The sequence below is a fragment of the Actinospongiicola halichondriae genome (genome assembly GCF_049103745.1).
GTDB classification, from domain to species: Bacteria; Actinomycetota; Acidimicrobiia; order Acidimicrobiales; family Salinilacustritrichaceae; genus Salinilacustrithrix; species Salinilacustrithrix halichondriae.
In genome coordinates this window covers 700,955-727,399 of the sequence record NZ_CP171622.1, presented here as the reverse complement: position 1 = coordinate 727,399, position 26,445 = coordinate 700,955, and the positions used below count along the sequence as shown (strand labels likewise).

Annotated in this window: 24 protein-coding genes, 1 tRNA gene and 1 pseudogene; 12 read left to right on the top strand and 14 right to left on the bottom strand. The window is 68.2% G+C overall.

What is annotated here, in order from left to right:
- Window positions 1-7: 7 nt before the first annotated feature.
- The 5 genes and pseudogenes from AB8619_RS03710 to AB8619_RS03690 all read left to right on the top strand — a co-directional run bounded on the left by AB8619_RS03710 (window position 8) and on the right by AB8619_RS03690 (window position 5,585).
- Window positions 8-1,267, top strand: a complete 1,260-nt coding sequence (locus tag AB8619_RS03710; protein ID WP_436795110.1) for an aspartate aminotransferase family protein — start codon at window positions 8-10, stop codon at window positions 1,265-1,267.
- Window positions 1,264-2,469 carry an ectoine hydrolase gene (doeA, locus tag AB8619_RS03705; protein ID WP_436795109.1) on the top strand — a complete coding sequence of 402 codons (1,206 nt, stop codon included), beginning with the start codon at window positions 1,264-1,266 and terminating at the stop codon, window positions 2,467-2,469. The genes AB8619_RS03710 and doeA overlap by 4 nt, the downstream gene beginning before the upstream one ends.
- Window positions 2,469-3,843, top strand: a pseudogene (locus AB8619_RS03700) (NAD-dependent succinate-semialdehyde dehydrogenase). The gene doeA and the pseudogene AB8619_RS03700 overlap by 1 nt, the downstream one beginning before the upstream one ends.
- 5 nt (window positions 3,844-3,848) lie before the next feature.
- Complete coding sequence (locus tag AB8619_RS03695; RefSeq protein ID WP_436795108.1) at window positions 3,849-4,952, top strand: alpha/beta hydrolase; 1,104 nt, start codon at window positions 3,849-3,851, stop codon at window positions 4,950-4,952.
- A 78-nt stretch (window positions 4,953-5,030) separates the two neighbouring features.
- Window positions 5,031-5,585 (top strand): AAA family ATPase, encoded by a 555-nt coding sequence (locus AB8619_RS03690; RefSeq protein WP_436795107.1) that lies wholly within the window; start codon window positions 5,031-5,033, stop codon window positions 5,583-5,585.
- A gap of 337 nt (window positions 5,586-5,922) precedes the next feature.
- On the opposite strand, the gene AB8619_RS03685 is transcribed toward AB8619_RS03690, so the two are convergent.
- Both AB8619_RS03685 and AB8619_RS03680 read right to left on the bottom strand, forming a co-directional pair.
- Complete coding sequence (locus AB8619_RS03685; RefSeq protein WP_436795106.1) at window positions 5,923-6,240, bottom strand: hypothetical protein; 318 nt, start codon at window positions 6,238-6,240, stop codon at window positions 5,923-5,925.
- A 246-nt stretch (window positions 6,241-6,486) separates the two neighbouring features.
- On the bottom strand, window positions 6,487-7,863 hold the full coding sequence (locus tag AB8619_RS03680) for an HNH endonuclease signature motif containing protein (RefSeq protein WP_436795105.1): 1,377 nt from the start codon (window positions 7,861-7,863) through the stop codon (window positions 6,487-6,489).
- Between the two features lie 97 nt (window positions 7,864-7,960).
- On the opposite strand from AB8619_RS03680, the gene map reads away from it, so the two are divergent.
- Together map and AB8619_RS03670 are read left to right on the top strand one after the other, a co-directional pair.
- A complete protein-coding gene (map, locus tag AB8619_RS03675) occupies window positions 7,961-8,704 on the top strand; it encodes a type I methionyl aminopeptidase (RefSeq protein ID WP_436795104.1) in 744 nt (247 codons plus the stop codon).
- A gap of 204 nt (window positions 8,705-8,908) precedes the next feature.
- Window positions 8,909-9,052: a hypothetical protein gene (locus AB8619_RS03670; protein WP_436795103.1), complete on the top strand. Its 144-nt coding sequence runs from the start codon at window positions 8,909-8,911 to the stop codon at window positions 9,050-9,052.
- A gap of 39 nt (window positions 9,053-9,091) precedes the next feature.
- Here AB8619_RS03670 and AB8619_RS03665 read toward each other — a convergent pair whose 3' ends face one another.
- Together AB8619_RS03665 and AB8619_RS03660 are read right to left on the bottom strand one after the other, a co-directional pair.
- Window positions 9,092-9,589 (bottom strand): CinA family protein, encoded by a 498-nt coding sequence (locus tag AB8619_RS03665; protein WP_436795102.1) that lies wholly within the window; start codon window positions 9,587-9,589, stop codon window positions 9,092-9,094.
- Window positions 9,590-9,608: 19 nt separating this feature from the next.
- Window positions 9,609-10,412 (bottom strand): metal-dependent hydrolase, encoded by an 804-nt coding sequence (locus AB8619_RS03660; protein WP_436795101.1) that lies wholly within the window; start codon window positions 10,410-10,412, stop codon window positions 9,609-9,611.
- Window positions 10,413-10,546: 134 nt separating this feature from the next.
- Here AB8619_RS03660 and AB8619_RS03655 point away from each other — a divergent pair, with 134 nt between their 5' ends.
- The 3 genes from AB8619_RS03655 (at window position 10,547) to AB8619_RS03645 (ending at window position 13,823) form a co-directional block, all read left to right on the top strand.
- Window positions 10,547-11,494, top strand: a complete 948-nt coding sequence (locus AB8619_RS03655; protein WP_436795100.1) for an NAD(P)H-dependent flavin oxidoreductase — start codon at window positions 10,547-10,549, stop codon at window positions 11,492-11,494.
- 134 nt (window positions 11,495-11,628) lie between these two features.
- The gene (locus AB8619_RS03650; RefSeq protein ID WP_436795099.1) at window positions 11,629-12,756 is read left to right on the top strand and encodes a DUF1611 domain-containing protein; all 1,128 of its coding nucleotides are present in this window, start codon (window positions 11,629-11,631) and stop codon (window positions 12,754-12,756) included.
- Entirely contained in the window at window positions 12,753-13,823 is a 1,071-nt protein-coding gene (locus AB8619_RS03645; protein WP_436795098.1) for an alanine/ornithine racemase family PLP-dependent enzyme, read from the top strand. The genes AB8619_RS03650 and AB8619_RS03645 overlap by 4 nt, the downstream gene beginning before the upstream one ends.
- On the opposite strand, the gene AB8619_RS03640 is transcribed toward AB8619_RS03645, so the two are convergent.
- Window positions 13,801-14,946: a zinc-binding dehydrogenase gene (locus AB8619_RS03640; protein WP_436795097.1), complete on the bottom strand. Its 1,146-nt coding sequence runs from the start codon at window positions 14,944-14,946 to the stop codon at window positions 13,801-13,803. The genes AB8619_RS03645 and AB8619_RS03640 overlap by 23 nt on opposite strands.
- A 65-nt stretch (window positions 14,947-15,011) precedes the next feature.
- Here AB8619_RS03640 and AB8619_RS03635 point away from each other — a divergent pair, with 65 nt between their 5' ends.
- Window positions 15,012-16,223, top strand: a complete 1,212-nt coding sequence (locus tag AB8619_RS03635) for a hypothetical protein (RefSeq protein ID WP_436795096.1) — start codon at window positions 15,012-15,014, stop codon at window positions 16,221-16,223.
- A 15-nt stretch (window positions 16,224-16,238) separates the two neighbouring features.
- Window positions 16,239-17,027 carry a siderophore-interacting protein gene (locus AB8619_RS03630; RefSeq protein ID WP_436795095.1) on the top strand — a complete coding sequence of 263 codons (789 nt, stop codon included), beginning with the start codon at window positions 16,239-16,241 and terminating at the stop codon, window positions 17,025-17,027.
- A 22-nt stretch (window positions 17,028-17,049) separates the two neighbouring features.
- Here the strand turns inward: AB8619_RS03630 and AB8619_RS03625 are convergent, their stop codons facing one another.
- The 9 genes from AB8619_RS03625 to AB8619_RS03585 all read right to left on the bottom strand — a co-directional run bounded on the left by AB8619_RS03625 (window position 17,050) and on the right by AB8619_RS03585 (window position 26,435).
- Window positions 17,050-17,268, bottom strand: coding sequence for an amphi-Trp domain-containing protein (locus AB8619_RS03625; protein WP_436795094.1), 219 nt, complete (start codon window positions 17,266-17,268; stop codon window positions 17,050-17,052).
- Between the two features lie 35 nt (window positions 17,269-17,303).
- Window positions 17,304-17,389: transfer RNA gene (locus AB8619_RS03620), tRNA-Leu, on the bottom strand.
- Between the two features lie 12 nt (window positions 17,390-17,401).
- Window positions 17,402-19,813 (bottom strand): transglycosylase domain-containing protein, encoded by a 2,412-nt coding sequence (locus tag AB8619_RS03615; RefSeq protein WP_436795093.1) that lies wholly within the window; start codon window positions 19,811-19,813, stop codon window positions 17,402-17,404.
- A 57-nt stretch (window positions 19,814-19,870) separates the two neighbouring features.
- A complete protein-coding gene (locus tag AB8619_RS03610; protein WP_436795092.1) occupies window positions 19,871-20,317 on the bottom strand; it encodes a hypothetical protein in 447 nt (148 codons plus the stop codon).
- Complete coding sequence (locus tag AB8619_RS03605; RefSeq protein WP_436795091.1) at window positions 20,311-21,552, bottom strand: hypothetical protein; 1,242 nt, start codon at window positions 21,550-21,552, stop codon at window positions 20,311-20,313. The genes AB8619_RS03610 and AB8619_RS03605 overlap by 7 nt, the downstream gene beginning before the upstream one ends.
- The gene (locus tag AB8619_RS03600) at window positions 21,549-22,280 is read right to left on the bottom strand and encodes an ABC transporter ATP-binding protein (RefSeq protein ID WP_436795090.1); all 732 of its coding nucleotides are present in this window, start codon (window positions 22,278-22,280) and stop codon (window positions 21,549-21,551) included. The genes AB8619_RS03605 and AB8619_RS03600 overlap by 4 nt, the downstream gene beginning before the upstream one ends.
- Entirely contained in the window at window positions 22,277-24,109 is a 1,833-nt protein-coding gene (locus AB8619_RS03595; protein WP_436795089.1) for a branched-chain amino acid ABC transporter ATP-binding protein/permease, read from the bottom strand. The genes AB8619_RS03600 and AB8619_RS03595 overlap by 4 nt, the downstream gene beginning before the upstream one ends.
- Window positions 24,106-25,017 carry a branched-chain amino acid ABC transporter permease gene (locus AB8619_RS03590; protein ID WP_436795088.1) on the bottom strand — a complete coding sequence of 304 codons (912 nt, stop codon included), beginning with the start codon at window positions 25,015-25,017 and terminating at the stop codon, window positions 24,106-24,108. The genes AB8619_RS03595 and AB8619_RS03590 overlap by 4 nt, the downstream gene beginning before the upstream one ends.
- Window positions 25,014-26,435, bottom strand: coding sequence for an ABC transporter substrate-binding protein (locus AB8619_RS03585; protein WP_436795087.1), 1,422 nt, complete (start codon window positions 26,433-26,435; stop codon window positions 25,014-25,016). The genes AB8619_RS03590 and AB8619_RS03585 overlap by 4 nt, the downstream gene beginning before the upstream one ends.
- Between the last annotated feature and the right edge of the window lie 10 nt (window positions 26,436-26,445).

The following is a 26,445-nucleotide window of genomic DNA, read 5'->3' as shown; positions in this document are numbered from 1 at the left end:
GTTACTCATGGACATGACCCCCTTCGAGACGCACGAGTCGGAGATCCGCGGCTACTGCCGTGCATATCCCACGGTCTTCGAATCGGCGTCGAACGCTCGCATGGTCGACGAGGACGGCACGTCCTACATCGACTTCTTCGCCGGTGCCGGCGTCTTGAACTTCGGGCACAACGACGAGCGCATGAAGCGGGCGATGATCGCCTTCCTCGAAGCCGACGGCGTGGCCCACAGCCTCGACACCTACACGACGACCAAGCGCACGTTCGTCGAGAAGTTCGCCGAGGTGATCCTCGAGCCGCGCGACATGGACCACAAGATGCAGTTCATGGGCCCCACGGGGACCAACGCGGTCGAAGCTGCACTCAAGCTCGCCCGACTCGCGACCGGACGCCAACAGATCGTCGGGTTCAGCCACGGCTTCCACGGCATGACGCTGGGCTCCCTCGCCCTCACGGCGAACGACGCGTTCCGCAAGTGGGCGGGCGTCCCCCTCGAACACGTCGTCCGCCTGCCCAACGTGTCGGCGCCCGGTGGCGGCATCTCGGCGATCGATGCGTACCGAGCGGCGCTGGAGGACGGGTCGAGCGGGCTCCTCCCTCCCGCAGCGTTCCTGGTCGAGTGCATCCAGGCGGAGGGTGGCGTGCACGTCGCCTCGCAGGAGTGGATGCAGGCAGTGCAGACGCTGGCGCACGACGTCGGTGCGCTGTTCATCATCGACGACATCCAGGCCGGCTGTGGCCGAACGGGCTCGTACTTCAGCTTCGACGGCATGGGCCTCGACCCCGACATCGTCACCCTCGCGAAGGGTCTCGGCGGGTTCGGCACGCCCATCGCCATGAACCTCAACAAGCCAGAGGTCGACGCCCACTGGTCGCCCGGGGCACACACGGGCACATTCCGCGGACAGGGCCTCTCGTTCGTCGCCGGAACCGAAGCGCTCGACTACTTCACCGAGCCCACGTTGATGGACGACGTGAAGCGCAAGGGAGAGGTCATGCGCGAGCGGCTGGCGGCGATCAGCGCCCACCACGGACGCGACTGGGAAGTGCGAGGCCGCGGGATGATGCAGGCCATCGACGTCGTCGACGGTGCGTTGGCGAAGGCCGCGCAGGACGCGGCCTTCCAGAACGGGTTGCTCATCGGCCCGTGCGGAACCGGCGGTCGGGTGATCAAGCTCATCCCGCCGCTCACGATCCCCGACGACGACCTGGCCGAGGGTCTCGACATCCTGGAGAAGGCCATCTCGACCGCGGCGAGCGCGTCATGAGGCAGCGCGACGACATGACCTTCCCGGCGGAGGAGTACGAGCGCCGGCTCCGTGAGCTCCGGGAGCGGATGGAGGCGCGGCTGCTCGATGCCGTGGTCATCACCGACCCCGAGAACCTCATGTACCTCACCGACTACCAGACGACGGGCTATTCGTTCTTCCAGGCGTTGGTCGTGCCGCTCGACGACGAGCCGTTCATGATCACGCGTGCCATGGAGGACTCGAACGTCATCGAGCGCACCTGGTTGGAGAAGTCGCGCCCGTATCCCGACACCGGCGACGCCATCCAGCAGCTGATCACGAGCCTGCGGGAGTTCGGCCTCGGGAGCAAACACGTCGGCTACGAGCGCAACAGCTACTTCTTCCCCGCCTACCAGCAGGACCGTGTCCACACGAGCTTCGAACACGGCGTGCTGATGGACTGCTTCGGCATCGTCGAGGCGGGTCGTGCGCGGAAGTCGGCCGTCGAGATCGAACTGATGCGCAAGGCCGCCAGGGCCACCGAGGCCGGCATGCAAGCAGGCCTCGACGCCGTCGGTGTCGGGGTGAGCGAGAACGAGATCGCAGCGGAGATCGCCGCCGCGATGTTCCGCGCCGGCGGCGAGGCTCCTGCGGTGATGCCCTACGTCACGTCCGGACCCCGATCCATGATCGGCCACGCGACGTGGGAGGGCCGCGAGGTCCAGCCGGGCGAGCACGTCTTCCTCGAGGTCGGCGGCTGCGTCCGGCGCTACCACACCGCGATGATGCGAACCGCCGTCGTGGGCGAGAAGTCCGACTCGATGGCCAAGGCCGAGGAGCGCATGAAGTACGCACTCTCCGAGCTCCGGTCAATGATGCGTCCGGGCATGACCGTGTCGGACGCCGACAGTCTCGTTCGCAACATCATCAGCGACAACGAGGTGGGTGCTCGTCTCGTGACCCGCTCGGGCTACTCGATCGGCATCGCGTTCCCGCCGAGTTGGGACGAGGGCTACATCCTCAGCCTCAATCCTGGGGACTTCACCGTCCTCGAAGAAGGCATGACGTTCCACGTCATCCCCTGGATGTGGGGAGTCGACGGCGACAAGACCTGCGGCATCTCCGACACCATCCGGGTCACCGAGGACGGCTGCGAGTCGCTCTTCGACTTCTCCGAGGACTTCGTCGTCGCCCCCTCCTCCACCTCACTGTCCGCCGTCCCCACCGAGGAGATCTCGTAGTGCTCACCGTCATCGATCCGACCACCGGCGCCGTCGTCGAAGAGATCCCGAGCCTCGATGCCTCGGAGACCGCCGACGTCATCGGCCGGGCCGCTGACGCGTTCGACGGCTGGCGGCGACGGTCGTTCACCGAACGCGGTGACGTGCTGCGAGCCGTGGCCGCACGGATGCGCGACGAGATCGACACGCTCGCCCCCCTCATGACCGAGGAGATGGGCAAGCCGATGAAGGAGTCGATCGGCGAGGTCAACAAGGCTGCGTGGGCGGCCGAGCATTACGCCGAGCACGCCGAGGCCTACCTGGCGCCGCTCGAACTGGGCTCGGACGCGACCCGGAGCTATGTCCAGCACCTGCCGTTGGGCCCGATCCTCGGCATCCTCCCGTGGAACGCGCCGTTCTGGTTGGCGTTCCGCTTCTGCGCCCCGGCGCTGATGGCCGGCAACACCTGCGTCCTGAAGCACGATCCGCACGTGCCGAAGTGCGCGCAGGCGATCGCTGCCCTGTTCGACGAGTCGGTCGGCGCTCCCCCGGGCATCATGCAGGCGCTCCTGGTCGAGACGCCGGGTGTCGAGGCTGCGATCCGTGACCCTCGGGTGCGGGCCGTCTCGTTCACCGGATCGGACCGCGCCGGCGCGATCGTGGCATCGATCGCCGCGTCGGAGATCAAGCCCGCGGTGCTCGAACTCGGCGGCTCCGATCCGTGCATCGTGCTCGCCGACGCAGACCTCGACGCTGCGATCCCACCGATCACGACGTCGCGCATCATCAACGCCGGACAGTCGTGCATCGCGGCCAAGCGGCTCATCGTCGAGGCCTCGATCCACGACGAGTTCGTCGAACGCCTCGAGGCCTCACTGGCCGAGTTGGTCGTCGGCGACCCCCGCGACGAGTCGACCGACGTCGGTCCGCTCGCCCGTGCTGATCTCCGTGACGCCCTCCATCGACAGGTGCAAGCCACCGTCGATGCCGGTGCCACGTGTCGTCTCGGTGGACAGATTCCCGACGGCGATGGGTTCTTCTACCCGGTGACGCTCCTCACCGATGTCACCAACGACATGACGGCATGTGCCGAGGAGACCTTCGGACCGGTGGCCGTGGTGTTGAAGGCCGACTCGGCCGAGCACGCGTTGGCCATTGCCAACGACACGCCGTACGGACTCGCGGCGAGCGTGTGGACCTCGACCGAGCGAGGCGAGGCGATGGCCGCCGACATCGAGGCGGGCCAGGTCGTCGTGAACGGGATCGTCAAGACCGACCCCCGGCTGCCCAGCGGCGGCATCAAGCGCTCGGGGTACGGCCGCGAACTCGGACCGCACGGGATCCACGAGTTCGTGAACGCGGCAACAGGTGTGGGTCGGACCGGTCGCCAACTGATCCTCATGACCTTCGAACGAGAGTGGGTGTCGGCCACCTCCGCCACCGCCGGGGTCGCCGGCCACGGCAGCCATCCGTGCCAGGGCGTCTACCACCGCCCGACGGGATCGAAGCCGACCGTCGCATGCATCGCCACGCACTACAGCGTGGACTTCAGCGAGCACTACCTCGCGCCGTACCTCGCCGAGCGTGGCATCGGGTTCCTCGGGTGGAACACGCGCTACCGGGGGCAGGACGCCTACTTCCTCCTCGAGCACGCCCTCGTCGACATCGCGGCCGGTATCCGGTGGCTGCGGGACGAAGCCGGCGTCGACGCCGTCGTGCTGCTCGGCAACTCCGGTGGTGGCTCGCTGATGGCCGCGTACCAGTCGCAGGCGACCGACCCGTCGATCCGTCCGGCCCGCGATCTCACGCTTCCCGATGCCGTCCTCGACCTCCCTGCGGCCGACCTGTACGTGTCGCTCAACGCGCACCCCGGACGACCCGACGTGCTCACGGCGTGGCTCGACCCGTCGGTCACCGACGAGACCGATCCGTTGTCGACCGATTCGGAGCTCGACCTCTTCGCCCCCGGCCGTGACGTTCCTCTCGATGTCGAATTCGTCGAGCGCTACCGCGCGGCCCAGGAGTCGAGGAACCACCGGATCACCGAATGGGCGGTCGACGAACTGTCCCGACTCTCCGCCGGCGGAGCCTGGGATCGCGTCTTCAACGTCCACCGCACCTGGGCCGACCCGCGTTTCGTCGACCTGACCATCGACGCTTCCGACCGCGGCGTCGGTTGCTACGGCGGCGACGCCTCACGAGCGAACCGCACCCCGTTCGGACTCGCCGCCACCTGCACGCTGCGGTCGTGGCTCTCGATGTGGAGCCTGCGCGAATCGTCGTGCGTCGGGGCACCGCACCTCGGACGGATCGACGTCCCGGCGCTGGTCGTCCAATCGACCGCCGACAAGGGCGTGTTCCCGTCCGACGCGCACGCCGTACACGACGCTCTCGCGTCGCCCGACAAGACGCTCGAGTTCCTCCCGGGCGAGCACTACTTCGAGACGGGTGGCCGTGACGACGTCGCTGATCTGATCCGGGCATGGATCGACGCTCGGGCCTGACTGCGATCGGGCATACCCGCCGGCGTCGTCGGGAATGGTGCAACTGTCCGACGGCGATGGCGGCCAGACTGCAGACGCATGGGATCGTTGCTCGTCGTGACCGGGCCGCCGGGGTCTGGCAAGTCCACCGTGGCCGCGATGCTCGCGGAGCAGGCGGGACCGGGCGCGCTGATCGAGGGCGACCGATTCTTCGCCTTCCTCGCCCGGGACGCGATCCCGCCCTGGCTCCCCGAGTCGCACGAACAGAACACGGTCGTGACCTCGGCAGCCGGGGCGGCCACCGGGCGGTTCGCCGACGGCGGATTCCATACGGTCTATGACGGGATCGTCGGTCCGTGGTTCCTCACGACGTTCGGATCGGCCACCGGCCTCACGGCGTTCGACTACGTGGTGCTCCTCCCCGACGTGGAGACCTGCGTCGCCCGAGTGTCGAGCCGCACCGGCCACGACTTCCGCGACGAAGACGCTGCGCGGAAGATGCACGAGGAGTTCGCTCGGGCGAGCGTCCCCGCTCGCCACGTGCTCACCCTCGGGTCCGACTCCGTCGGAGAGGTCGTCGACCAGATCGCCGAGGCACGAGCGGCGGGAGCGCTGCAGGTCCGAACCGATGCGCGAGATCAGCCGACGATCTGACGCTCGTCGGTGAGGAAGACGGGAGACTCGGGGAGGTCGATGAACTTCCGTTCGTCGTCCAGGAGTGTCACGGGATCCGCTCGGGTGGCGTGGCGGCGTCGTTCGCGGCCTGGGCTCCGACGTCCGGCGCAATGCACCCCCAGCGATCCAGTACCAGAAGAGGACTCCGATGAGGCCCCATGCGGCGGCGGCGAAGGCACCGTCGACGAGCGCGGCCGCCACACCCACGAGCGCCATGGAGAAGGGGACAGAGGCGATGATTCCGACCACGAGCCACCCGACCGGTCGCCGTTTGAGAATCCGAAGCACTCATCAGGCTGCCATGAACTCGCGCATCTCACTTCAGAGGCATCAGTATCTCGACTGCGGCGCGGAGCTGTAGCGCCAGCTCCTTCGAGTCCAGGCACTGGAGCTCATCGGTCGAACACCGCCCGGCGATCTCCGCGCGGCCCAGGTCGACGAGCAACTGGTCGAGGTCCACGAACTCGAAGTCGGCGCGACAGATCTCGCCTGCGGGCGAGATCTCAATCGTGAGGTCGAGGCACGCGCCAGGCCGGTGATCGTCGACTTGGGTCCGAACCCGCAGCGCCTCGACGGTCATCGGCCAGCGCGCAGCGACCGCCGCCGCCCCGGTGCAGAACAGGAACGTCGCCACGCCGTCGGGAGCGTATCCAGGACCTCCCGACCCGAAGCCGCGCTTCGTCATCGCAGGTTCGAGGATCTCGCGTAGCGCATCCACGTGCGACGACCTGTCCACCGTCGCAGTCTTCCACCGCGGCAAGCACCCCGGCGCGCTGGTATTCGGGATCGGAGTGGTCCGTGGTGCGTCCCGTTTCGTGCTGCGCTGGGTCGTTGGGCGCGTTGATGACCCGACCGTGATCCGGGTCGGGTCATCAGGCCGTCACGCGGCCACGGAACCTGTGGGTCTGCCCCTCCACTCGACGCCATGCGCATCGATCGCGATCCACGCACCGGTCTCGGCGTCGAGGGACAGTCTCCACCCGAATTGATGCACCAACCGATGGTGGAAACGACACAGCAGGACACCGTTGGAAGTCGTCGTCGGGCCACCCGCATTGCGTTCGTGCAGATGATGCACATCGCAATGACGCGGCAACCGCGAACACCCCGGGAACACGCAATGATGATCACGGGCAGCGATCGCGCGGCGTTGACGTTTCGAGAACTGTTCGGCCGCGTCGTTCGCGTCCAACACGTTCGTCTTCCCCTTGAACAACGTCGCCGTCAACGCCGAGTCACACAACAACTGCTCCGCCGCCGACTTGGCGAGGTTCCAACCCTCGCCCCGCAACACCAACCCGTCCAGATCATCGACACCACGGGTGTCGGCGAGGGTCTCGAGGTCGATCACGACGTTGATGCACGCCCCGGACCGAGCCCGGACACGACGTATCGCCCGCCGACGTCGATGACGCTCCGCCTTGCGGATCCGCTGTCGAACGAGGTCGAGGCGATCTAACCCCTCGTTCGCCGGATCCAACGCCTCGTCCAACTCGTCGCCCGGACACGACCCGTCGTAGGTGTCCTCGGCCCGGAGCTGCTCGTCCTCCAACTCCTCCTCGGAGAGATCGTCGTCGACGTCGTGGGTCAGACCGAACGAGGCCAGGTCATCGAGCCCATCGGCGCGCCGCTCCGACGCAGTCCGGACGTACGGCGCATCTGCGGGATCCGGCGGCGGCGTGAACGCGTCCACCGCGGACATGACGTTCTCGAACGCCACCGGCAACAACGACCCATGGATCTCCCCGCCACCGAACAACCGGCGGGAGAACGTCAACGACTGCGCCTGCACCCGCCGCGGCGCCAACTGCTCGTCCACACGTTCACGCCAGAACCGCACCACCGCATCGAACGCATCGTCGTCACCCGACACCGACAACAACGCTTCGACCGAACCACTGAGCCACGGTGCCCGTTCCTCGGTCACCGCCCGCGCCAACGACTCGGCCCGACCCAACGACAAACCACCCTCGACCACCGCATCCAACAGACGCTCGTCCCGGACACAGAGTTCGGCGACCCGTTCCAACCGCCGGGCTTCCGACACCGACAACCCCGTGTACGAGACCAACCACTGCTTCGCCGACCGCACGCCCGCAGCCAGCCACGCCGCCGACGGCCACAACTCCACCAACGCCCCGACCGCCTCACGCTGCGCCGCATCCATCGACGCCACCACCGACGCAGCATGATCCAACTTCACCCGCGCCGAGACCGCTGCGTCAGCGTCTCGGGAGTACGAAGCAGAACCAGTCACACCCCCATTCTCCTCACCGGGTATGACAAGAACCCTCGAACGAGATCCCATCTTCGACGAAAGCCTCGGCGGCCGGACGCTTGCGTACAGTTCGCTCATGACGATCGACGACGATGACGATCTCCGGGGCCTCGAACGTGCCGGGAGCGCCGTGGCCGAAGCACGCGACGCGATGCTCGATGCTGCCGTGCCTGGTGTCTCCACCGCAGAGCTCGACGCCATTGGTCGCACGATCCTCCGCTCGCACGGAGCGAGGAGCGCACCTCGTCTCGCGTACGGGTTCCCAGGCTGGACGTGCATCAGCGTGAACGACGCTGTCGCGCACGGCGTGCCATCCAGGCAGGACGTTCTCCGCTCGGGCGACATCGTCAACGTCGACGTCTCCGCAGAGCTCGACGGCTATTGGGCCGACACCGGCGCAAGCCAAGCCGTCGGCGACGCAGCTCCCGCGGTGTTCGAGCTCGTCGAGGTCACACGAGCCGCCCAGGCGGACGCCATGGCGGCAGCGGTCGCCGGACGACCGCTGCGACACATCGGCCGGGCGGTCGAACGCCGGGCGCGCAACCACGGGTTCGGTGTGATCGGCATGCTCACAGGCCACGGCATCGGACGGTCGATCCACGAACCGCCGACCGTGCCAGGGGTCGAGGATCGAACCGACTCCACGCTTCTCTGGGAGGGACTGGTCATCGCGATCGAGCCGTTCCTGTGCACCGGCGCGCCGTGGGTGGTGGAGGACTCGGACGGATGGACTTTGCGCACTCCTGACGGATCGCTGGCTGCGCAGGTCGAGCACACGATGGTCATCACTGCGGGACAGCCGCTGGTGCTCACGGCCTGACTACACCGCACCGAGATGCCGATCGTGGAACGCTGTCTCTCCATCGCTGGCACGAGCCTGTCTTCAATCTCTTCAGCTTGTTCCAATCACTCCGATGACGTTGCGCAGAGGACACATGAACGATTCCGAACTGGTGGCGGCCGTGATGGCCTTGATGCCGGCGGCCTCCCGGAGCCCATGTACTGCGGTCACATCTCCCTGGATGTGGACGAGCGCACCGTCGGGTTCCTCGCAATCGACGCCCGGGCACCTGCTGAGCAGCGTTGGCTCTTCGAGCCCGATGCCGACTGGTGGACCCGGGTCAGCTCCCACCCGCTGCTCGCGGTGACGTTCTCGTCGCCCACGTGACGCGGCGATGGACGAAGCCCGCCGGTCGGGTCGTCCACGTCAATGAACTCCGTCGGCGAGGACCTCGGCGAACAACGCCAGCGCCGCAGTGGCGAACGCCACCATGTTGCGCCCACGATCGTCGTCGCCGGTCAGCACGTGGCGCGTCGCTGATCTGGGGCCGTGCACGCCGACCCAGGCATGGCCGGCGGGGTCGCCGTAGGGGTTGCCGGACGGCCCGGTGGCACCGCCTTCACCGATCCCCCACGTCGTGCCGACGCGCGCGCAGATCGACTCGGACAGGTACTGCACCCACGGCTCGCTCGCTCCACGCAAACCGGCGGGCGCCGTGACGGAGCCTGCGATCAGACCCTTGGCCGCGGGACCGGTGTAGATCGTGGCCCCACCGAGGTAGTAGGCCGACGCCCCGGGACGAGCCAACAGCGCGGTCGAGATCAGGCCGCCCGACGACCCGTCGGCGACGCTCACCGTCTCGCCCCGCTCGATGAGCCGGTCGCCGATGCTGGTTCCGAGGGCGAGCAGTTGGTCGAGATCCATGACCGCCAACGTAGGCGGCTCAGGCGGTGGACGAGTCGAGCTCGTGGAGGTCGACAGCGAAGAACATCGGGTCGACGAAGTCGGCCGGATGGTGACCGGGAAGTACGGAGATGGCCATGTTCGGCAGGAGCTCGAACAGGAAGCTGATCGACCAGACCAGCATCCGGAGGTGGGCCAGCGGGTGGAAGATCCGACGGGTGGTCCACAGCATCGAGAGCGCCCCCACCGTCGTGAAGACGGCGAGTAGCAGCATCGACAGCGTCATGGCGAACACGTAGCGGACCCGCCCACCACCGGAGGCCTCGTAGACGTCGTGGGCCACACCCTTGTGCTCGACCTCCTCGGCCAGGTGCCAGAGGAACAACGAGGTCGCCGTCGGGTCGGCCCCGTCGAAGAATCGCTGCTGGCGAGCAGCAGTCCAACGAGCGGCGGAGAAGGCGACGGTCTCGAACCCGGCGGCGAAGGCGAGCGCGAACCGAGCCGACATCCGACGCCGGAGAAGGCCGAACGTCCAGGCCATCAGACGCTCGACGACTCGAAGCGCCGGGAACCGGCTGATGACGACATCGTTGAACCGCCGGTGTTGGCCGTGGTGCTGACGCTCCTGGCGGACGAACGCACGGGCCTCGACGGCCAGGTTCCCCTCGAGGTCGCCGACCGTGTCGGCGACGGCATCGACGACGTAGGGCTCGACATGGGGCATCAGCAACGACACGGCGTTGGCCGAGATCGCCAGCTCGGGCGTGCGCGTCCAGATCGGATCGAAGTCGTCCGGCCACGCGAAACGCACGCGCCGGACCACGGGGCCAGGCACGGCGGTCATGGAGTCCATGGTGGCCGACACTGTTCCTCTCATCGGCGCATGCCGCCGGACCCTTGAGCAACGGGCCATCGAGCAGCGCGCACGCCGTGCCATCGAGCAGCGCGCACGCCGTGCCATCGGCAAGGATCGCCGTCATGGCACCCGTCTTCCGCAACCGGATCACCGAGATGCTCGGCATCGACATCCCGATCGTGCAGGCTCCGATGGGCTGGATCGCACGGTCCCAGCTGGCGTCGGCCGTGTCGAACGCCGGCGGCCTCGGGATCATCGAGACCTCGAGCGGCGAACTCGATGCAGTGAAGGCCGAGATCGCCAAGATGCGCGACCTGACCGACAAGCCCTTCGGCGTGAACATCGCCCAGGCGTTCGTCCGCGACCCCGGCATCGTCGACTTCGTGATCGACCAGGGCGTCCGGTTCGTGACGACCTCGGCCGGCAACCCCATGAAGTACACCGGGCTGCTCAAGGACGCGGGACTCACCGTGTTCCACGTCGTCCCGACACTGCACGGTGCGTTGAAAGCGATCGACGCCGGCGTCGACGGGCTCGTGGTGGAGGGCGGCGAGGGTGGCGGCTTCAAGAACCCGCGCGACGTCGCGCTCATGGTCCTCCTGCCGCTGATCCGCTCGAAGGTCGACGTGCCGATCATCGCGGCCGGCGGGATGGTCGACGGGCCGACCATGGCGGCAGCGTTCGCACTCGGGGCCGAGGGCGTCCAGATGGGCACCCGCATGGTGTCGGCCGCCGAGTCACCCGTGCACGAGAACTGGAAGCAGGCGATCGTCGACGCGGCAGAGACCGACACCGTGTTCCTCAACAGCCACACGTCGCCGGCCCTGCGCGCCCTGCGGACGAACCGGAGCGAGGCGCTCGAACACGACACCGAGACCAACGCGATGACGGCGTTGATGGGAACCACGCTCGACCTCTACTTCGGTGGCGACATGGAGGCGAGCCTCGCCTTGTGCGGGCAGGTGGCCGGGAGGATCGACTCGGTCGAACCCGTGGCCGACATCATCCAGCGATGCGCCAGCGAGTGCCTCGACCTGCTCGGCGAACTCGCCGAGCGCTATCCGAGCTGAGCCGCTGACTCGTTCGGCGCTCACCCCGGTACGCTGCGTCTGACACCCTGACTTCGCGGGGACCACTCGCTGACATGCGGCCATTCCGGCCGACACGGCTCGGTCGCCTCCTCTGAGTCCCTCGAGGAGCTCCCATGTCCGAGTCAAACGTCGTACCTCTCTTCGGCGCGCGTGATACACGGAACAGCGCCGTCGTCTACTGCGAGGCGAACTTCGGTCGCATCGACGGGAAGACCGCCAACGGTCTCGTCCGTCACAGCGAGCGCTACGCCATCGTGTCGGTCGTCGACAGCACCACCGCCGGCCAGGACGCCGGCCAGGTCCTCGACGGAGAACCGGTGGGCATCCCGATCCATGTCGACCTCGACGAGGCCATCGCGGTCTTCGGGTCGGTGCCCGACCACTTCATCATCGGGGTCGCTCCGACCAGCGGTCTGCTGGCCGACGCCGAGCGCACGGTCGTGCTCGACGCGATGAGCCGCGGGATGAACATCGTCAACGGTCTGCACGAGTTCCTCAACGACGACGCAGAGTTCGCTGCCGCAGCCGCGTTCCACGACGTCGAAATCGTCGACGTGCGACGACCGCGCGCCAAACGCGACCTCCGCATGTTCACGGGCGAGATCCACGAGGTGACCTGCCCGCGCATCGCGGTGCTGGGAACCGACGGAGCGATCGGCAAGCGCACCACGGCGACCGTGCTCACCCGAGCGCTCAACGCACGCGGCGTCAAGGCGGTCATGGTCTCGACCGGCCAGACCGGGCTGATCCAGGGCGCGAAGTACGGCGTCGCCCTCGATGCCATCCCGGCACAGTTCTGCGCCGGCGAACTCGAGGCGACCGTGGTCGAGGCATTCCATGCCGAGCGTCCCGACGTGATCATCGTCGAAGGCCAGGGAGCGCTCAGCCACCCGACCTACATGAGCTCGACCGTCGTGTTGCGTGGCACCTGCCCCGCCGGCGTCGTGCTCCAGCACGCCCCCGCACGCAGGGTCCTCAGCGACTTCCCGACGGTCCCCATGCCCACGCCGGCGAGTGAGATCAACCTCATCGAGACGTTCGCCGACACCCGGGTCATCGGTCTCACGATCAACCACGAGGACATGACCGACGCCGAGGTCTCGGCGGCGATCGTCCTCTACGAGGAGACGCTCGGCCTCCCCGCGACCGACGCATTGACCCGGTCGCCGGACAAGCTCGTGCGCATGGTGATGACGGCCTTCCCCCGACTCGAGGAGACCTTGCCCGTCTTCTCCCGGTGACGGGTGCACGGGTCGGCATCGACCTGAGCCGGGTCGCGTCCAACGCGGCGGATCTCGTCGAACTCCTCGGACGCTCCGGCGTGTCGGTCACCGGGGTCACGAAGGCCGTGCTCGGCCATCCTGCGTATGCAGAGACCCTCGTCGACGCGGGCGTCGCCCGCCTCGGCGACTCGCGCGTCGAGAACATCGAACGCATGCGGTGTGCCGGCGTGACCGCCACCACGATGCTCCTGCGCTCACCGATGATCAGCCAGGTGGAACGCGTCGTCCACTGCGCCGACATCAGCATGAACACCGAGCCAGCCGTCCTCCACGCGCTCTCCGACGCGGCCGGCGTCGCTGCCAAGAAGCACGAGGTCGTCCTCATGGTCGAGTTGGGCGACCTCCGAGAGGGCATCGGCCGTGCCGACCTCGCAGCGGTCGTCGAGGAGACGTTGACGCTCCCCCACATCGCCCTCGTGGGGATCGGCACCAATCTGGCCTGTCGCAGTGGCACCGTGCCCGACGACCGCAACATGGCGGAACTGTCGACGACCGCCGACGACGTCGAGACCGAGTTCGGGATCACGCTCGACATCGTCAGCGGTGGGAACTCCGCCAACCTCGACTGGCTCGCCAGCACGGACGACGTCGGGCGCGTGAACGATCTCCGCTTGGGAGAAGCGATCCTCCTCGGCTGCGAGCCACTGCACCGGCGTCCGCTCCCCGGCCTCCACCTCGACGCCTTCACGATCTCCGGGGAGGTCGTCGAGTCGAAACGCAAACCGACGCTGCCCTGGGGCTCGGTGGCCCAGGCCGCGTTCGGCACGCCGTCGCCGCCGGCCGACCGCGGGGAGATCTGGCAGACGATCGTGGCCCTGGGACGTCAGGACATCGATCCCGACGGCCTCACACCACCTGCCGGAACGACGGTCCTCGCCGCGAGCAGCGATCACCTCGTCCTGGAGACACCACGTCGGGTGCCCCCGGGCGAGACCATCGCGTTCCGGCCCGACTACGCAGCGCTCCTCCGAGCGATGACGTCGCCGTTCGCGACCCAGGAGATCAGGCCGCGCCGTTCGGCGTGATCAACGCCTTGTCGCCCGTCGCCATCTTCCCGTAGCGACGGACCTGGTCGGGGTCGACGGCCTCCTCGAGGGTGAGGCGGTGACCGTATGCGCTGGCGAAGGTCGTGGTGATCTCGTCGGCGACCCGCTGACGGAGCACCTCGGCCGCCTCGCCACCGATCCGACCGAGGAACGGCGTGAGCAGCCAGCCGCCGATGCCCCAACTCATGCCGAAGTCACGGCGCAGGGTGGTCGGGCTCCGATCGAGCCCGCCGTAGACGTACACCTGCTTGTGGGTGTCGGAGCCATAGCGGCTGAAGCCAGCACCCTCGGCTGCGACCTTCTCCATCGTCGACAACAGGATGCTCGCCAGGTCGCCGCCGCCGATGGCGTCGAACGCGATGGTGGCACCCGTGGCGCGGATCGCCTCGGCCAGGTCGTCGCGGAAGCTGTCGGCACTCGACACCACCACGTGTTCGCCACCCTCGGCGCGGACGCGTTCGACCTGCTCCGGACGGCGGACGATGTTGACCAGGCCGATGCCGTCGGCGGCGCAGACACGGTTGAGCATCAGGCCGAGGTTCGACGCGCCGACGGTGTGCACGAGCGCGGTGTGACCCTCGAGACGCATCGTCTCGACCATGCCGAGGGCGGTCAGCGGGTTCACGAACGGCGCCGCAGCCTGCTCGGGCGTGGTGCCCTCGGGCATCGGCAGGCAGCTCTCGACGGCGAGCGTCTGGAACTGTGAATACGAGTTCCCGGAGACGAAGCCGACGGTCCGGCCGAGCAACGCCTGGGCCCGATCGTCGGAGCCTGCGGCGACCACGATCCCGGCGCCCTCGTTGCCGACCGGCATCGGGTGGCCGACGCGGGCTTGCATGGCCGCGACCGCCGCCGGCGTGACCGGCAGTTGGACACCGGGGAGCGGACCGCTCGCCGGGCTCGCATCCGCGAGATCGGCCATGGCGAACATCATCCCGAGATCGGACGGGTTGATCGGCGCGGCCTCGACGCGGACGACGACCTCGCCGGCTTCCGGCGAACGCACTGCGGTTTCGTGGACCGCCATGGTGACGACGCCGTCGTCGGTCAGGGTCGAGCGCAGTTCGAGCGCGTGTTCGGGAAGGTCGGTGGTCGTGGCCATGGACCCATCATGGCGTGGCAGAACGCCGAACAGACGCCCGTCCGTCAGGCCACAATGTGGGGACCATGGCGGACGGGACCCTCACAGGCGCAGGCACAGACGACCACCGACGTCTCCGCGCCGACACCGAGCGCTGGTTCGTGCGGCGCGGTGTCCCCCATCTGATCAACGACTACTCCGCGACCGGCGACATCTGGACGCGCGCCACACCGTTCCTCTCCCTGGTCCTCTTCGCCGAACTGTTCCTCGCCTTCGGTGACCGGGTGAGCGGCTGGTCGCAGGCCGGCGTCTTCGTGATCGGGGTCATGTTCGTGATCGGGGCGTTCGCGGTCGTGAACCGGCTCCGCCGTCGACCAGCGCTCTCGCTGCCCGACGACATCGGCTGGATGGAGCTCTCGGCCTTCGTCCTCGTTCCTGCCGTGCTCCCTGCGGTGGTCAACGAGGACTCCCCCGTCGGCGCGCTGGTACTCGCCATCCTGACCAACGTCGTCGTCCTCGGCGTCACCTACGTCACGGTGAGCTACGGGCTGGTCCCGCTGATCCGCTGGAGCGCGGTGCGGTTCTTCCAGGCGCTGAGCGGGCTCATCGACCTGCTGGGCAAGACCCTGCCCCTGCTGTTGTTGTTCTCGGCGTTCCTGGTCCTCAACGCGGAGATGTGGCAGGTGGCCCACGACCTCCCGACGCCGTTCTTCGCCCTCGTGGTGGCCATGTTGGTGTTGCTCGGATCCGGCTTCGTCGCACTGTCCCTGCGCAAGGAACGCGCCGACGAGCAGCACTTCGGGTCCTGGGCCGAGGTCGTTGCCTGCTGTGCGTCCTCGCCCCTCGCCGACGTCGCACCGACCGACCCTGCAGGAACCGTCGACCTCCCGCCGCTCGATCGCTCGACCGAGCGCAACCTGTCGTTGATGCGCTTCGTCGGCGTCGCGATCCAGGTACTCCTCGTCGCCGTCCTCGTCACCGCGTTCTACGTGCTGTTCGAGTTGCTCACCGTGCGCGAGGCCACGATCCTCCAGTGGATCGCCGCCGACGCCCTCGACCCGTCACGCGACGTGTGGTGGCGAGCCACGCTCCTGGGCGACGACGTCGTCCTCACCCGGGCTCACGTGGTCGTCGCCGGATTCGTCGGCACGTTCTCCGGGCTCCAGTTCGCCGTCTCGGTCCTCACCGACGCCACCTATCGGGAGCAGTTCGCCGCCGACGTCGCCGACGACGTCCGCGAGATCCTCGCCGTCCGGGCCCTGTACCTCGAGTTGGGGCAGCTCGAACCCGACCGGTGATGCCACAGTGATGGCGTGACACCCTCCGGCACCCCAGCCAGCCCCATCCGCCGCGAACCCCCGACATTCCGACGGGCCGCGGTGATCCGAGCGGAACACCTGACGCCGCACATGCGTCGCATCGTGCTCGGCGGCGAGGAGTTCGACGGGCTCGTGATCGACGAGCCGGCGAGCTCCGTCCGCCTCCTGCTCCCACCGACCGACGGTGGCGAACTGCTGCTCCCCACCTGGACGGGGAACCAGTTCGAACTCGCCGACGGCTCACGTGCCCCGATACGCACCTTCACACCCCGCCACTTCGACGCTGCTGCTCGCGAGCTGACGATCGACGTCGTCCTCCACGAAGGCGGGGCGGCATCGGCCTGGGCGGCGAGCGCGGAAGCGGGCGGACAGGTCGCGGTGTCGGGGCCGGGACGGGGCTACGAGATCGACACCTCGGCCGGCAGCTACCTGCTCGCCGGCGACGAGACCGCGATCCCCGCGATCGCCCAGCTCCTCGAGACCCTGCCCGAGCACACCAAGACACAGGTGATCATCGAGGTCACCACGCCCGACGCCCAGCTCGCGCTCCCGGACCACCCGCGATCGAATGCCCAGTGGCGGGTGCTGGACGACGGAGCCGTTCCGGGCTCGGCCCTCGTCGAAGCGGTCACGTCGCTGGTCGAGATCCCGCCCGCAGTCTGGGTCGCCGGCGAGGCCGCTGCGGTCCAGAAGATCCGCAAACACCTCTTCGACGAACGCGGGATGACGCGCTCCGCCGCAACCGTGCGCGGCTACTGGAAACGGGGACGCTCCGCCACCTGAGCGGACACCTCCCCAGTTCAGCTCACCAGTTCAGCTCGATCTCGAGACTCGCCCCGTCGTCGTCGATCTCGAACTCGACCTCCATCTCGAGGTCCTTGGGCACGTCGACCGTGTAGCGACGCCCGTCGTCCGTGAACTCGAGCTTGTTGTGGCGAGCGAGTTGGTCGGCCAGCTCGACGAGCCACTTCGCCGCCTCCTCACGCTGGAGGCGACGCTTTTCCTTGATCTCGATCAGGTCCATGGACCCAGGAAAGCACGACAGGTGACGAGCAGGCGTGCCCGGGGCGGGATTCGAACCCGCACGCCGCCGGAGCGGCCGAGGGGTTTAAGCCCTCTGCGTCTGCCAGTTCCGCCACCCGGGCGACGCCGACACGCTAGGCGTCGGTCGAGCCCGATGCGTTCTCACTGGCCGGTGCGGTGGTCGACGTCGTCGACGTGGTCGAGGTCGTGGACGTGGACGTCGTCGAGGTCGTGGTCGTCGTCGACTTCTTGTCCTTCCCCTTGCCCTTGTCGTCCTTCGGCTCGGTCGTCGTGGTCGTCGACTCGTCGGGCTCCGGACCCTTCACGGTCAGGGTGGCGGTGGGGCCGTAGGGGCGGAGACCGGTGCCGAAATCGCATCGGGCGGTCACCTCGTAGGTCCCGGGCGCAGCGTCGTCCGGGATGGTGAACTCGGCGCGACGGTCCGACTCGGTCGAGCCGCCGTCGGGCGCGCTCTCGAGGTCCAACGGGGCGGCGGGCTCGTCGTCGGTCGACTCGCCCTGGCCGGCGATCGCGGCCTGCCACCCGTTCACACAGACGTCGAAGCCCGAACCGGACACGACCACGCGAGCGCCGGGGTCGACCTTGGCGGGCGACACCTCGAGGGTGGCATCGCCGGCAGGATCAGCCAGCAGGTCAGGATCGGGTTCGGGGAACGGCGTGGGCTCGACGTCCTCGAGCGCGACCGACATGAAGTCGTGCCAGATCTGCGCCGGGATCGAGCCACCGAAGACCCGCTCGCCGTCGACGGTGTCCATCGGCGTGTTCCCGTCGGCGCCACCCATCCACACGATGGCCGTGTACTCCGGGGTGTAGCCGGCGAGCCAGGCGTCCGCATTGCGCTGCGTGGTGCCGGTCTTGGCCGCCATCGGACGATCGAGTGCCGCCCGGGTGGCCGTGCCGCGACGCGGCGTCTCGGAGAGGACCGCGCTGACGGTGTCGGCCACGTTGGCCTCGATCGCCTGCTCGGACTCCGGTTCGTCGAGCTCCCACAGGACGTCGCCCGAGCGGGTCTCGACCTTCGTGTAGCGGTAGGGGTCGATCCGCTCACCGGATCGGGAGAACGTGGAGTAGACGGTCGCCAGCTCGAGCGGCGAGACCTCCTCTGCGCCGAGAGCGATCGACGGCTGCGCATCGAGCTCGCGGTCGATGCCCATCCGGCTCGCCACGTCGACCACGGCTTCGGGGCCGACCTGCGCGAGCGCCTGGGCGTACACGGTGTTCACCGAGTTCACCGTCGCTTCGAACAGCGAGAGGGTGCCGTACGACGCACCGCCGGCGTTGGCGACCGTCCACGGCTCCGGCGGGATGTCGAGGGTGATCTCCGCCGGTGCGGCGAACTCCTGGCCGGCACCGTTGCCCGCTTCGAAGTTCGCCGTGAGGACGAGGGGCTTGAACGTCGAACCCGGCTGGCGCCCGGTGCCGGCCGCGTCGGACACGAGATCGAGTTGGAGCTCGTCGTAGTCACGCCCGCCGACCCATGCCCGGATCGCACCCGACCGGTCGATGCCGATGACCGCTGCCTGCGGGTCGGCCTCGTCGTCGAGGTTCGTGGCCACCGCCATCTCGGCCGCCTTCTGGTCCTCGATGTCGAGGGTCGTGTGGACCACGAGTCCACGGTCGTAGAGGGCCTGCTCACCGAATTCTTCGACGAGGTCTGCTCGGACCTTCTCGACGAAGTGCGGGGCGACGCCGGCACTGAGCGTCGTCGGCGACATCTCGTCGAGCACCTCGATCGGCTTCGACTGCGCCGCCTCGGCCTCCTCGGGTTCGAGCGCACCCATGTCGACCATGGCCGTCAGGACATCGTTGCGTCGGTCCTTCGCCGCCTCGGTCGACGACGACGGGTCGAGCGCGGTCGGCGAACGGAGCATGCCCACCAACAAGGCCGACTGCTCCGGCGCCAGGTCCGCCGCCGGGATGTCGAAGTAGGTCTTGGCTGCGGCCTCGATCCCGTACGCGCCTCGGCCGAAGTAGACGGCGTTGAGGTAACGCTCGAGGATCTCGTCCTTGCTCGTGGTCTGCTCGAGCTTCACCGAGAGCACGGCTTCTCGGACCTTGCGACTGATCGTGCGGTCGTTGTCGAGATAGACGTTCTTCACCAACTGCTGGGTGATCGTCGACCCACCCTGCAGGTCGTCGTGACGGACGTTGTTCCACAGCGCACGCACGATGCCCACCGGGTCGACCCCGTCGTGGTCGTAGAAGCGCTGGTCCTCGGCGGCGAGGAGCGCATCGACCACGCTCGGGTCGATGTCGTCGAGGGACACCTCGAGGCGGAGGCCGTCCTGAGCCAGCACGGCCAGCTCGTCGCCGTTGCGGTCGAGCAGCACTGCCGATTCCCCCGACGATGCTGCCGCCGGGAGGTCGGTCGTCGTCCAGATCCAGATGCCCGCGAGAACGAAGAGCGCGAAGAGTGCAGCCCCGGCGTACGTGGGCCACCGCAGGTAGACCCAGGCGCTCGCGGCGCGCTCCCGCCACACGGGAACGTCGCCTTCCGTGGTCTCTTCTGCTGCTTCGTCGGCCATCGTGCTCCTCCGGGGGGTCCGGACATCTGTATCCACGCGTGCGCGGAACCAGACCTTTCACCCCTCGGCGAGCGCCGCTTCCTCCCGGAGACGCAACCGGCGGGCCACCCCGAGGCCGAGCCCGACCAACGCGAAGAAGCCCACGATCACGATGGCCGTGCGGCGACGATCCTGGCGATCGGCCGCAGGATTGTCGTCGAACCCGGCGATCGACTCGAGCGTCGCCTGATCGAGCACCGTGCCGGTGCCGAAGTCGATGCTGGTGATCCGCCCGGCCGTCTGGTCGACCACGAGCTCGAGGCGGTCGCCCTCGACCTGGACCGACACCGGCCACGAGCCGTCGATCGGAGCGGACGCGACGTCGATGTCGCCGACGTCGACTCCCGCATCGTCGAAGGCGCCGCGTACGACCTGGTCGACGTCGCCGGCGTCCAGCGATGCGGACCCGCACGCAGCGAGGAACAGGAGCGCTCCCAGGAGGAGTGCCCCACCACGGCTCACCATCGGACGTACACCGCCAGGAAGCGCAGGATCCGACGGTCGCTCTTGACGAAGATCCAGTCGAGCGTCGGGAACCGCCCGCGAGCGAGGCGACCGAGGCCGATGCTCACGGCGAGCGCCAGGAGCACGGCGACCGTGAGCACGAGCGGATACCACGACCGTGTGGTCACCTCGACCGACGACAGCACCGTGTTGGTGACCGAGACTCGTTCGACCTCGAGGGCGGCATCGGACGGGTCGGGCGGTGAACCCGACTCGGAGTGCGGTGCGACGTTGGCCGGGGGGTCGATCGTCGGAGCGTTGCCGGCGAGGGCGCCACCGTCTTCGAACGGGTTCGCGTTCTCGTCGACGGACGTTGGATCGCTCGGGTCGAGTGCGCCGAGGATCTCGATCGCAACGTTCACGGATCCGACGCGATAACCGGCTCCCTGTCCTGTGCTCGGATCGGTCAGCAAGAAGTTGAACCCACCACCGGAGGCGCTCGCCCCCTCGGCGTCGGCTTCGGTCCTCGGCTCACCAGCCTCGATCACCGGTCCGCCGTTCTCGGTGATCGGGTCGGTCAGCGGATCAGTCGGCCGGCCGTCGAGATCAGGGCCGATCGCGCCACCCACGCCGACGAGGGTCGTCTCGACATCGGCCGACGAACCATCGGGTCCGACCACCAGGGTCACACGCTCCCCCATCTGGTCGACGGTGACGCCAGGGGCGAGGACGACCTCGGAGGCCGCCCAGCCTGCGATCACGGTGACGACATCGCACTCGACGGTCGACGTGACCCAGGACCGAACGGTCTCGGCCGTGGCCTCCCCGACTCCGAGCGAACGACCACCGACCGACGCGGCCGAGGCCGAGGTGGGGGTCACCGACGTGGTGGACTGACCACCCCAGTCCTCGGAATGATCGTCGGGGATGTCGGTCGAGGGGTGTGCCGACACGGAACGCGGCGGCGATGGCGTCGTCTTCGGGAGCAACGCCTCGAACGCGCCGGCGTACTGCGGGCCCGCCTCTGCGTAGGTGAAGAGCGGACGGGTCGCCTGCTCGACAAGGCTGTAGACGTTCGACAACGCGTACTCGCCTGGTGACGCGATGACGGGGCGGCTCACAGCCGACTCCGCGGTGATCAGCGTGTTCACGGTCGGCTGTTCGCAGTCGGCCTGGGCCGCGCTGGTCGACGGCACGGCGAGGACGGCACCGAACACCCCGACAGCGCACAGGTGGCGGATCGAACGTCGATTCATCGGTCTGCTCCCGAGAGGAAGACGGCGCGGACGAGGTCGTCCCGACTGCTCAGCTCGGACGTCGGCCCCTCGAACTGCACCTTGCCCCGCTCGAGGAAGTACGCACGCTCCGTGAATCGCGCTGCGGTGGCGAGGCGCTGCTCGACGACCAGGAGTGCGATCCCTTCGGCGTGGAGGTCGGTGACGACCTCGATGAGTCCCTCGATCACCGCCGGAGCGAGTCCCAGACTCAACTCGTCGATCACGAGCAGGCGCGGTTCCAGCACCAGGGCTCGAGCGAGGGCCAACATCTGTTGTTCACCACCGGACAGCGAGCCGGCGGCCTGCGACCGCCGTTCGGACAGGATCGGGAACCGTTCGAACACGCGGTCGCGTGCCGCCTCGACCCGCCCGGCGTCGCGCCGGAACGTCCACATGGCGATCCGCAGCGATTCGTCCACCGTGAGTTCGGGGAACGTGCAGTGTCCCCCGGGGATGTGGACGATCCCGCGGCGCAACAGGTCCTGTGGACCCGCGTCGGTGACGTCTTCGCCGTCGAGCAGAACTCGGCCGGCCGACAGCGACTGCACGCCCGTGACGACACGGAGGAAGGTCGACTTGCCTGCGCCGTTGGTCCCCAGCAGGGCAACCGACTCGCCGGCATCGACGGTCACGTCGACGCCGTCGAGCACGCGCAGCTTTCCGTACCCGGCGTGGATGTCCTCGGCCTCGAAGAGCGGTGCGGTCATGGCGTGGTCACCGGATCGTCGAGGCCGAGATAGGCGACCACCATCGCCGGATCGGCGAGGACCTCGTCGGGTGTGCCGCTCGTGAGCACCCGGCCGCCGTCCATGCCCACGATCCGGTCGCTCACCGCAGCGACGAGCGCGACGTCGTGCTCGACGAGGACGATCGACACACCGGTGCGCTCGGAGATCTTCTTCAGGAGCGGCGTGAGTGCCCTCGCCTCCGCCTCGGCCAGACCAGCGGCGGGCTCGTCGAGCAGCAGCAGCCGCGGACGCTGCGCGAGCAGCGCCGCCAACTGGACAAGGCGGAGCGTCCCGTACGAGAGCTCGTCGGCGCGAGCGTCGGCGAATGGCGAGAGGTCGACGACGTCGAGCACCGCAGCGATCTCGTCCCGGGACGCGGATTCCTCAGCCCGCGCACGCGGGAGTCGCATGCCTCCGCCGAACAGACCCTGGCGCAGAGACGGATGCTTGGCCACGAGCAGGTTCTCGACGACCGTGTACGAGGGGAAGAGGCGAGCGTGCTGGAAGCTGCGGCTGACCCCGAGCCCAGCGCGCTCGTACGGGAGGCGATCGAGGAGGTCCTCACCGTCGAGGAGCACCTGACCTTCGGTCGCCGGCACCACACCGGAGATGACGTTGATGAGCGTCGATTTGCCGGCCCCGTTGGTGCCGAGGAGTCCGACGATCTCGCCTGGGGCGACGTGGAGGTCGACCTCGTCGAGGGCCGTGATCCCGCCGAAACGACAGGTGATCGAGCGGCAGTCGAGCTCGGCACCGCCAGGCCAGTCTTCCAACGCTCGGTCGCCGTCGGAGCCCTCGACAGGCGCCCGGTGGGAGACTCGTTCGTCCGCGGCGAGCAGCCTGTCCTTCCAGTCACGCACGATCCCGGCGAGTCCTTCTGGCGCACGCAGGTAGACGAACACGGTGCCCGGACCAGCAACCGCGAAGAGCAGGAGACCGAAGTGCTCCCACTCACCCACGGGAGTCATCTGCAGCAACACCCGGAATCCCGCGGCGATCACCGGACCGGCCATCGACGTGACACCGCCGAGCATGGTGAGGCCGAAGAACTCGATACTGCGGTCGATGCCGAACACACCCGAGAGAGAACTCACACCGCCGAGGAGTCCGGCGAAGAGCCCACCGGCCAGGCCGGCGACGAAGCCGGAGACGGCGAAGGCCACGAGACGGGCCTTGACCACGTTCACGCCGAGCGCCTCGGCGGCCTGGGGATTGTCCCGGCTGGCGATGAGGGCTCGGCCCACGCGGGCGTTCCGCCACGCCACCGTGAACGCGAAGACGGCCACGAGGACACCCGCACACAGGAGGAGGTAGGCAGGATCGGTCTGAGCGAACGACGGACGAGGCGCCGGCACACTCAGGGCACCGCCGCCACAACACCACTCGTTGGTGAAGACGACTTCTTCGATGAGCGAGACGAATCCCAACGTCATCACGATGAACGCGGCCGGCGGGAGTCGGAGAACGGGGAGGCCGACGACGACGCATGCGGCTGCCGTCACCAGGCCGGCGATGAGCAGTCCGACGAGGAACGGGAGGTCGTAGCGACTCACCGCGGTGGCCGTCGCGAAGGCTCCCACCCCGAAATATGCGGCTGTCAACAGGGATATGACCCCGGCCTGACCGGTGATCACGACCAGCGACAGGAACAGGAGGGTGAAGATGCAGAAGCGAGCCAGCTGGAACGACTCGTAGTCGCCGGCCAACATCGTCCAGATCAGGAGCACGGTGAGACCGAAGAGGCCAGCGCCCCCGAGCACTCGTCGCTCGCCGAGCCCGTGGATCCGGCGGATCGCTGTGCGGATCACGACACGGCCCCCGCACGACCGGAGCGGTCGAGTTGGCGGGACAGTCCGAAGATCGCGACGACCGTGATCAACGCGAAGCTCAGCGCCCCGCGCATCGCGTTCCACGGAGCGTCGAAACCGACGAGTTCCTGTTCGAGGACGCCGAGGACGAACGCGGCGATGACGGTGCGGCGGAGATCGACGAAGGCACCGGTCAACGCTGCGGCGAGACCGCGCACTGTCTCGGCGAAGAGGTAGGTGGGCACGAGGAACGACGTGGCCGCGATGGACAGCACCCCGACGAGACCGGCGAGCGTGCCCGTGATCGCCCATGCAGTGACGGTGACGGCCCCAGCGGGCAGACCCGCCAGTGCGGCCGACGTCGGGTTCTGGGAGCTGGCTCGCAACGCCAGGCCGAGATCGGTGTGGTGTAGTCCGTACTGGAGCAGAGCGAAGACCACGAGGGCCAGCACCGGCAGCGCCAACTGCTGAGCGTTCACCGATGCCCCGAAGAACGTGTACCGAGAGGTCTCCGAAAAGAGCGAGACCGAGCCTCGCCGGCTGCCGTCGAGCAGCCCGAAGGAGATGAGCAGGAAGCCACCGAAGGCCTGGAGCCCCACCCCGCAGGCAACCGACACCGTCACCTTCGCTGCCATCGACGCGTTCTCGAGGCGTGCGAAGACCAGCACGTAGAGCCCCGCCGAGATCGCGGTCCCGATGATCAACGCCAACGCCATCGCCACGCCGACAGGCATCCAACGAGTCATGATGACGTAGGCGAACGCGCTGACCATCGCGATTCCAGCGTGCGCGATGTGCAGGTAGCCGCTGGCCCGGTACGCCAGCACGATCCCACACCCCATGAGGGCGTAGACACCCCCGGAGGCGAGGCCGATGAGGAGGAACGGCCAGATCAGGTCAACGGTCATCGGACCGGTCCCGGGAGGTCGTGCACGGCCGAGGGATAGACCCAGTCGTCGGTGAGGCGGGTGAACGAGGCATCGGGATTGAGCTGCACGATGTGGCCGCCGGTGATGCTGCCATGGTCGTCAGGACCCAGCGTGAACGGCGCAGTGAGCCCACCGGCGTCGTAGCCGTTCAGCCCCTCGAGGTACCGCACCAGCCCGTCCTGCGTCACGTCGTTGCCCATGGCCCGGATGCCGTCCTCGACCATCCGCATGCCGAGGTACGAGTACATCGTGATCAGCCCGACGTCACCATCGGGGTAGTACTCGTCCATGAGCTCGAGGTAGTCGGCCATGCCCGAACCCTTCATGTCGGTCGTGGCGTAGCCCTCGGTGTCGGCGAACACGTCGCGATCAGTGAGCGCGGAATGACCGGCGATCGTCGCGGTGAACGGGTCGTACATGATCGTGCAGAGGTACGGGGCCGACCAGTTGGCCTGGTCCGCGGCCTGCATGTTGAACGCGCAGAGCACACCGTGACTGCCGATGACCATCGACGCGCCTGCGGCGCGCATCTTGATCACCTGGCTCGACTGGTTGGTCATCGTGGCGTCGTAGGTGACGGGCTCCTCGTCGACGATCTCGAGTCCGACACGCTTGAGCGCCTTGCGCTGTTCCTCCGCCACGTAGGTGGTCAACGAGTCTGTGAAGTAGAGGAGCGCCACCTTGGGCGGCAGGCCCTGCTCCTTCAGGTACTTCTTGGCGAAATCCGCACCGATCGCCGCCCGGTTGGGCACGGTCAGACCGACGCTGAAGTTGTACGGGGTGAGCTCGGGACGCCGTGTCAGCGCGCCGCTGGAACCCTGCACCATCGGCACCCCCTCGTCGTTGAGGTACGGCACGACCTGGTCGAGCGATGCGTTGACCACGAACGTGTTGACGAGGGCGAAGACCTCGTCCTTCTCGACCGCCTTCTTCGCCTGGGCGAGGCCCTCGTCGGGGCAGTTGCCGCAGACGTCGTAGCCGAGGATCTCGAGATCGATCCCGTTGATGCCGCCGCGGTCGTTGAGCCGCTCGGCGTACGCCAACGCGATCCGGTAGGGAGGTTCGCCGACGAACTTCTCGCCCCCGGAGAGGGTCGAGAGGACACCGAGCTTCAGCGGCCCCTCGAACGTCTGCTCTGCACTGCCGATGGTCGTGGTCGGGCCGCTGCCGCCGGTCGGGTCGACCGAGGACTCGCCGGAGCCGTCGCTGGTGAGACCGTCGACCACGGAATCGTCGCCCACTCCGTCGGAGTCCCCGCCCGATGGCGTCGCGGCGACGAGCTCCTCGTCGGTCGTCTGCTGCGAGACCTCGAGCGTGTTCGTCTGCGCGCACGCAGCAGCGACGAATGCCAGCAACACCAAGAACGCAAGGACTCGGCGCTGGGAGGTCGAACGCACCGACCCGCTC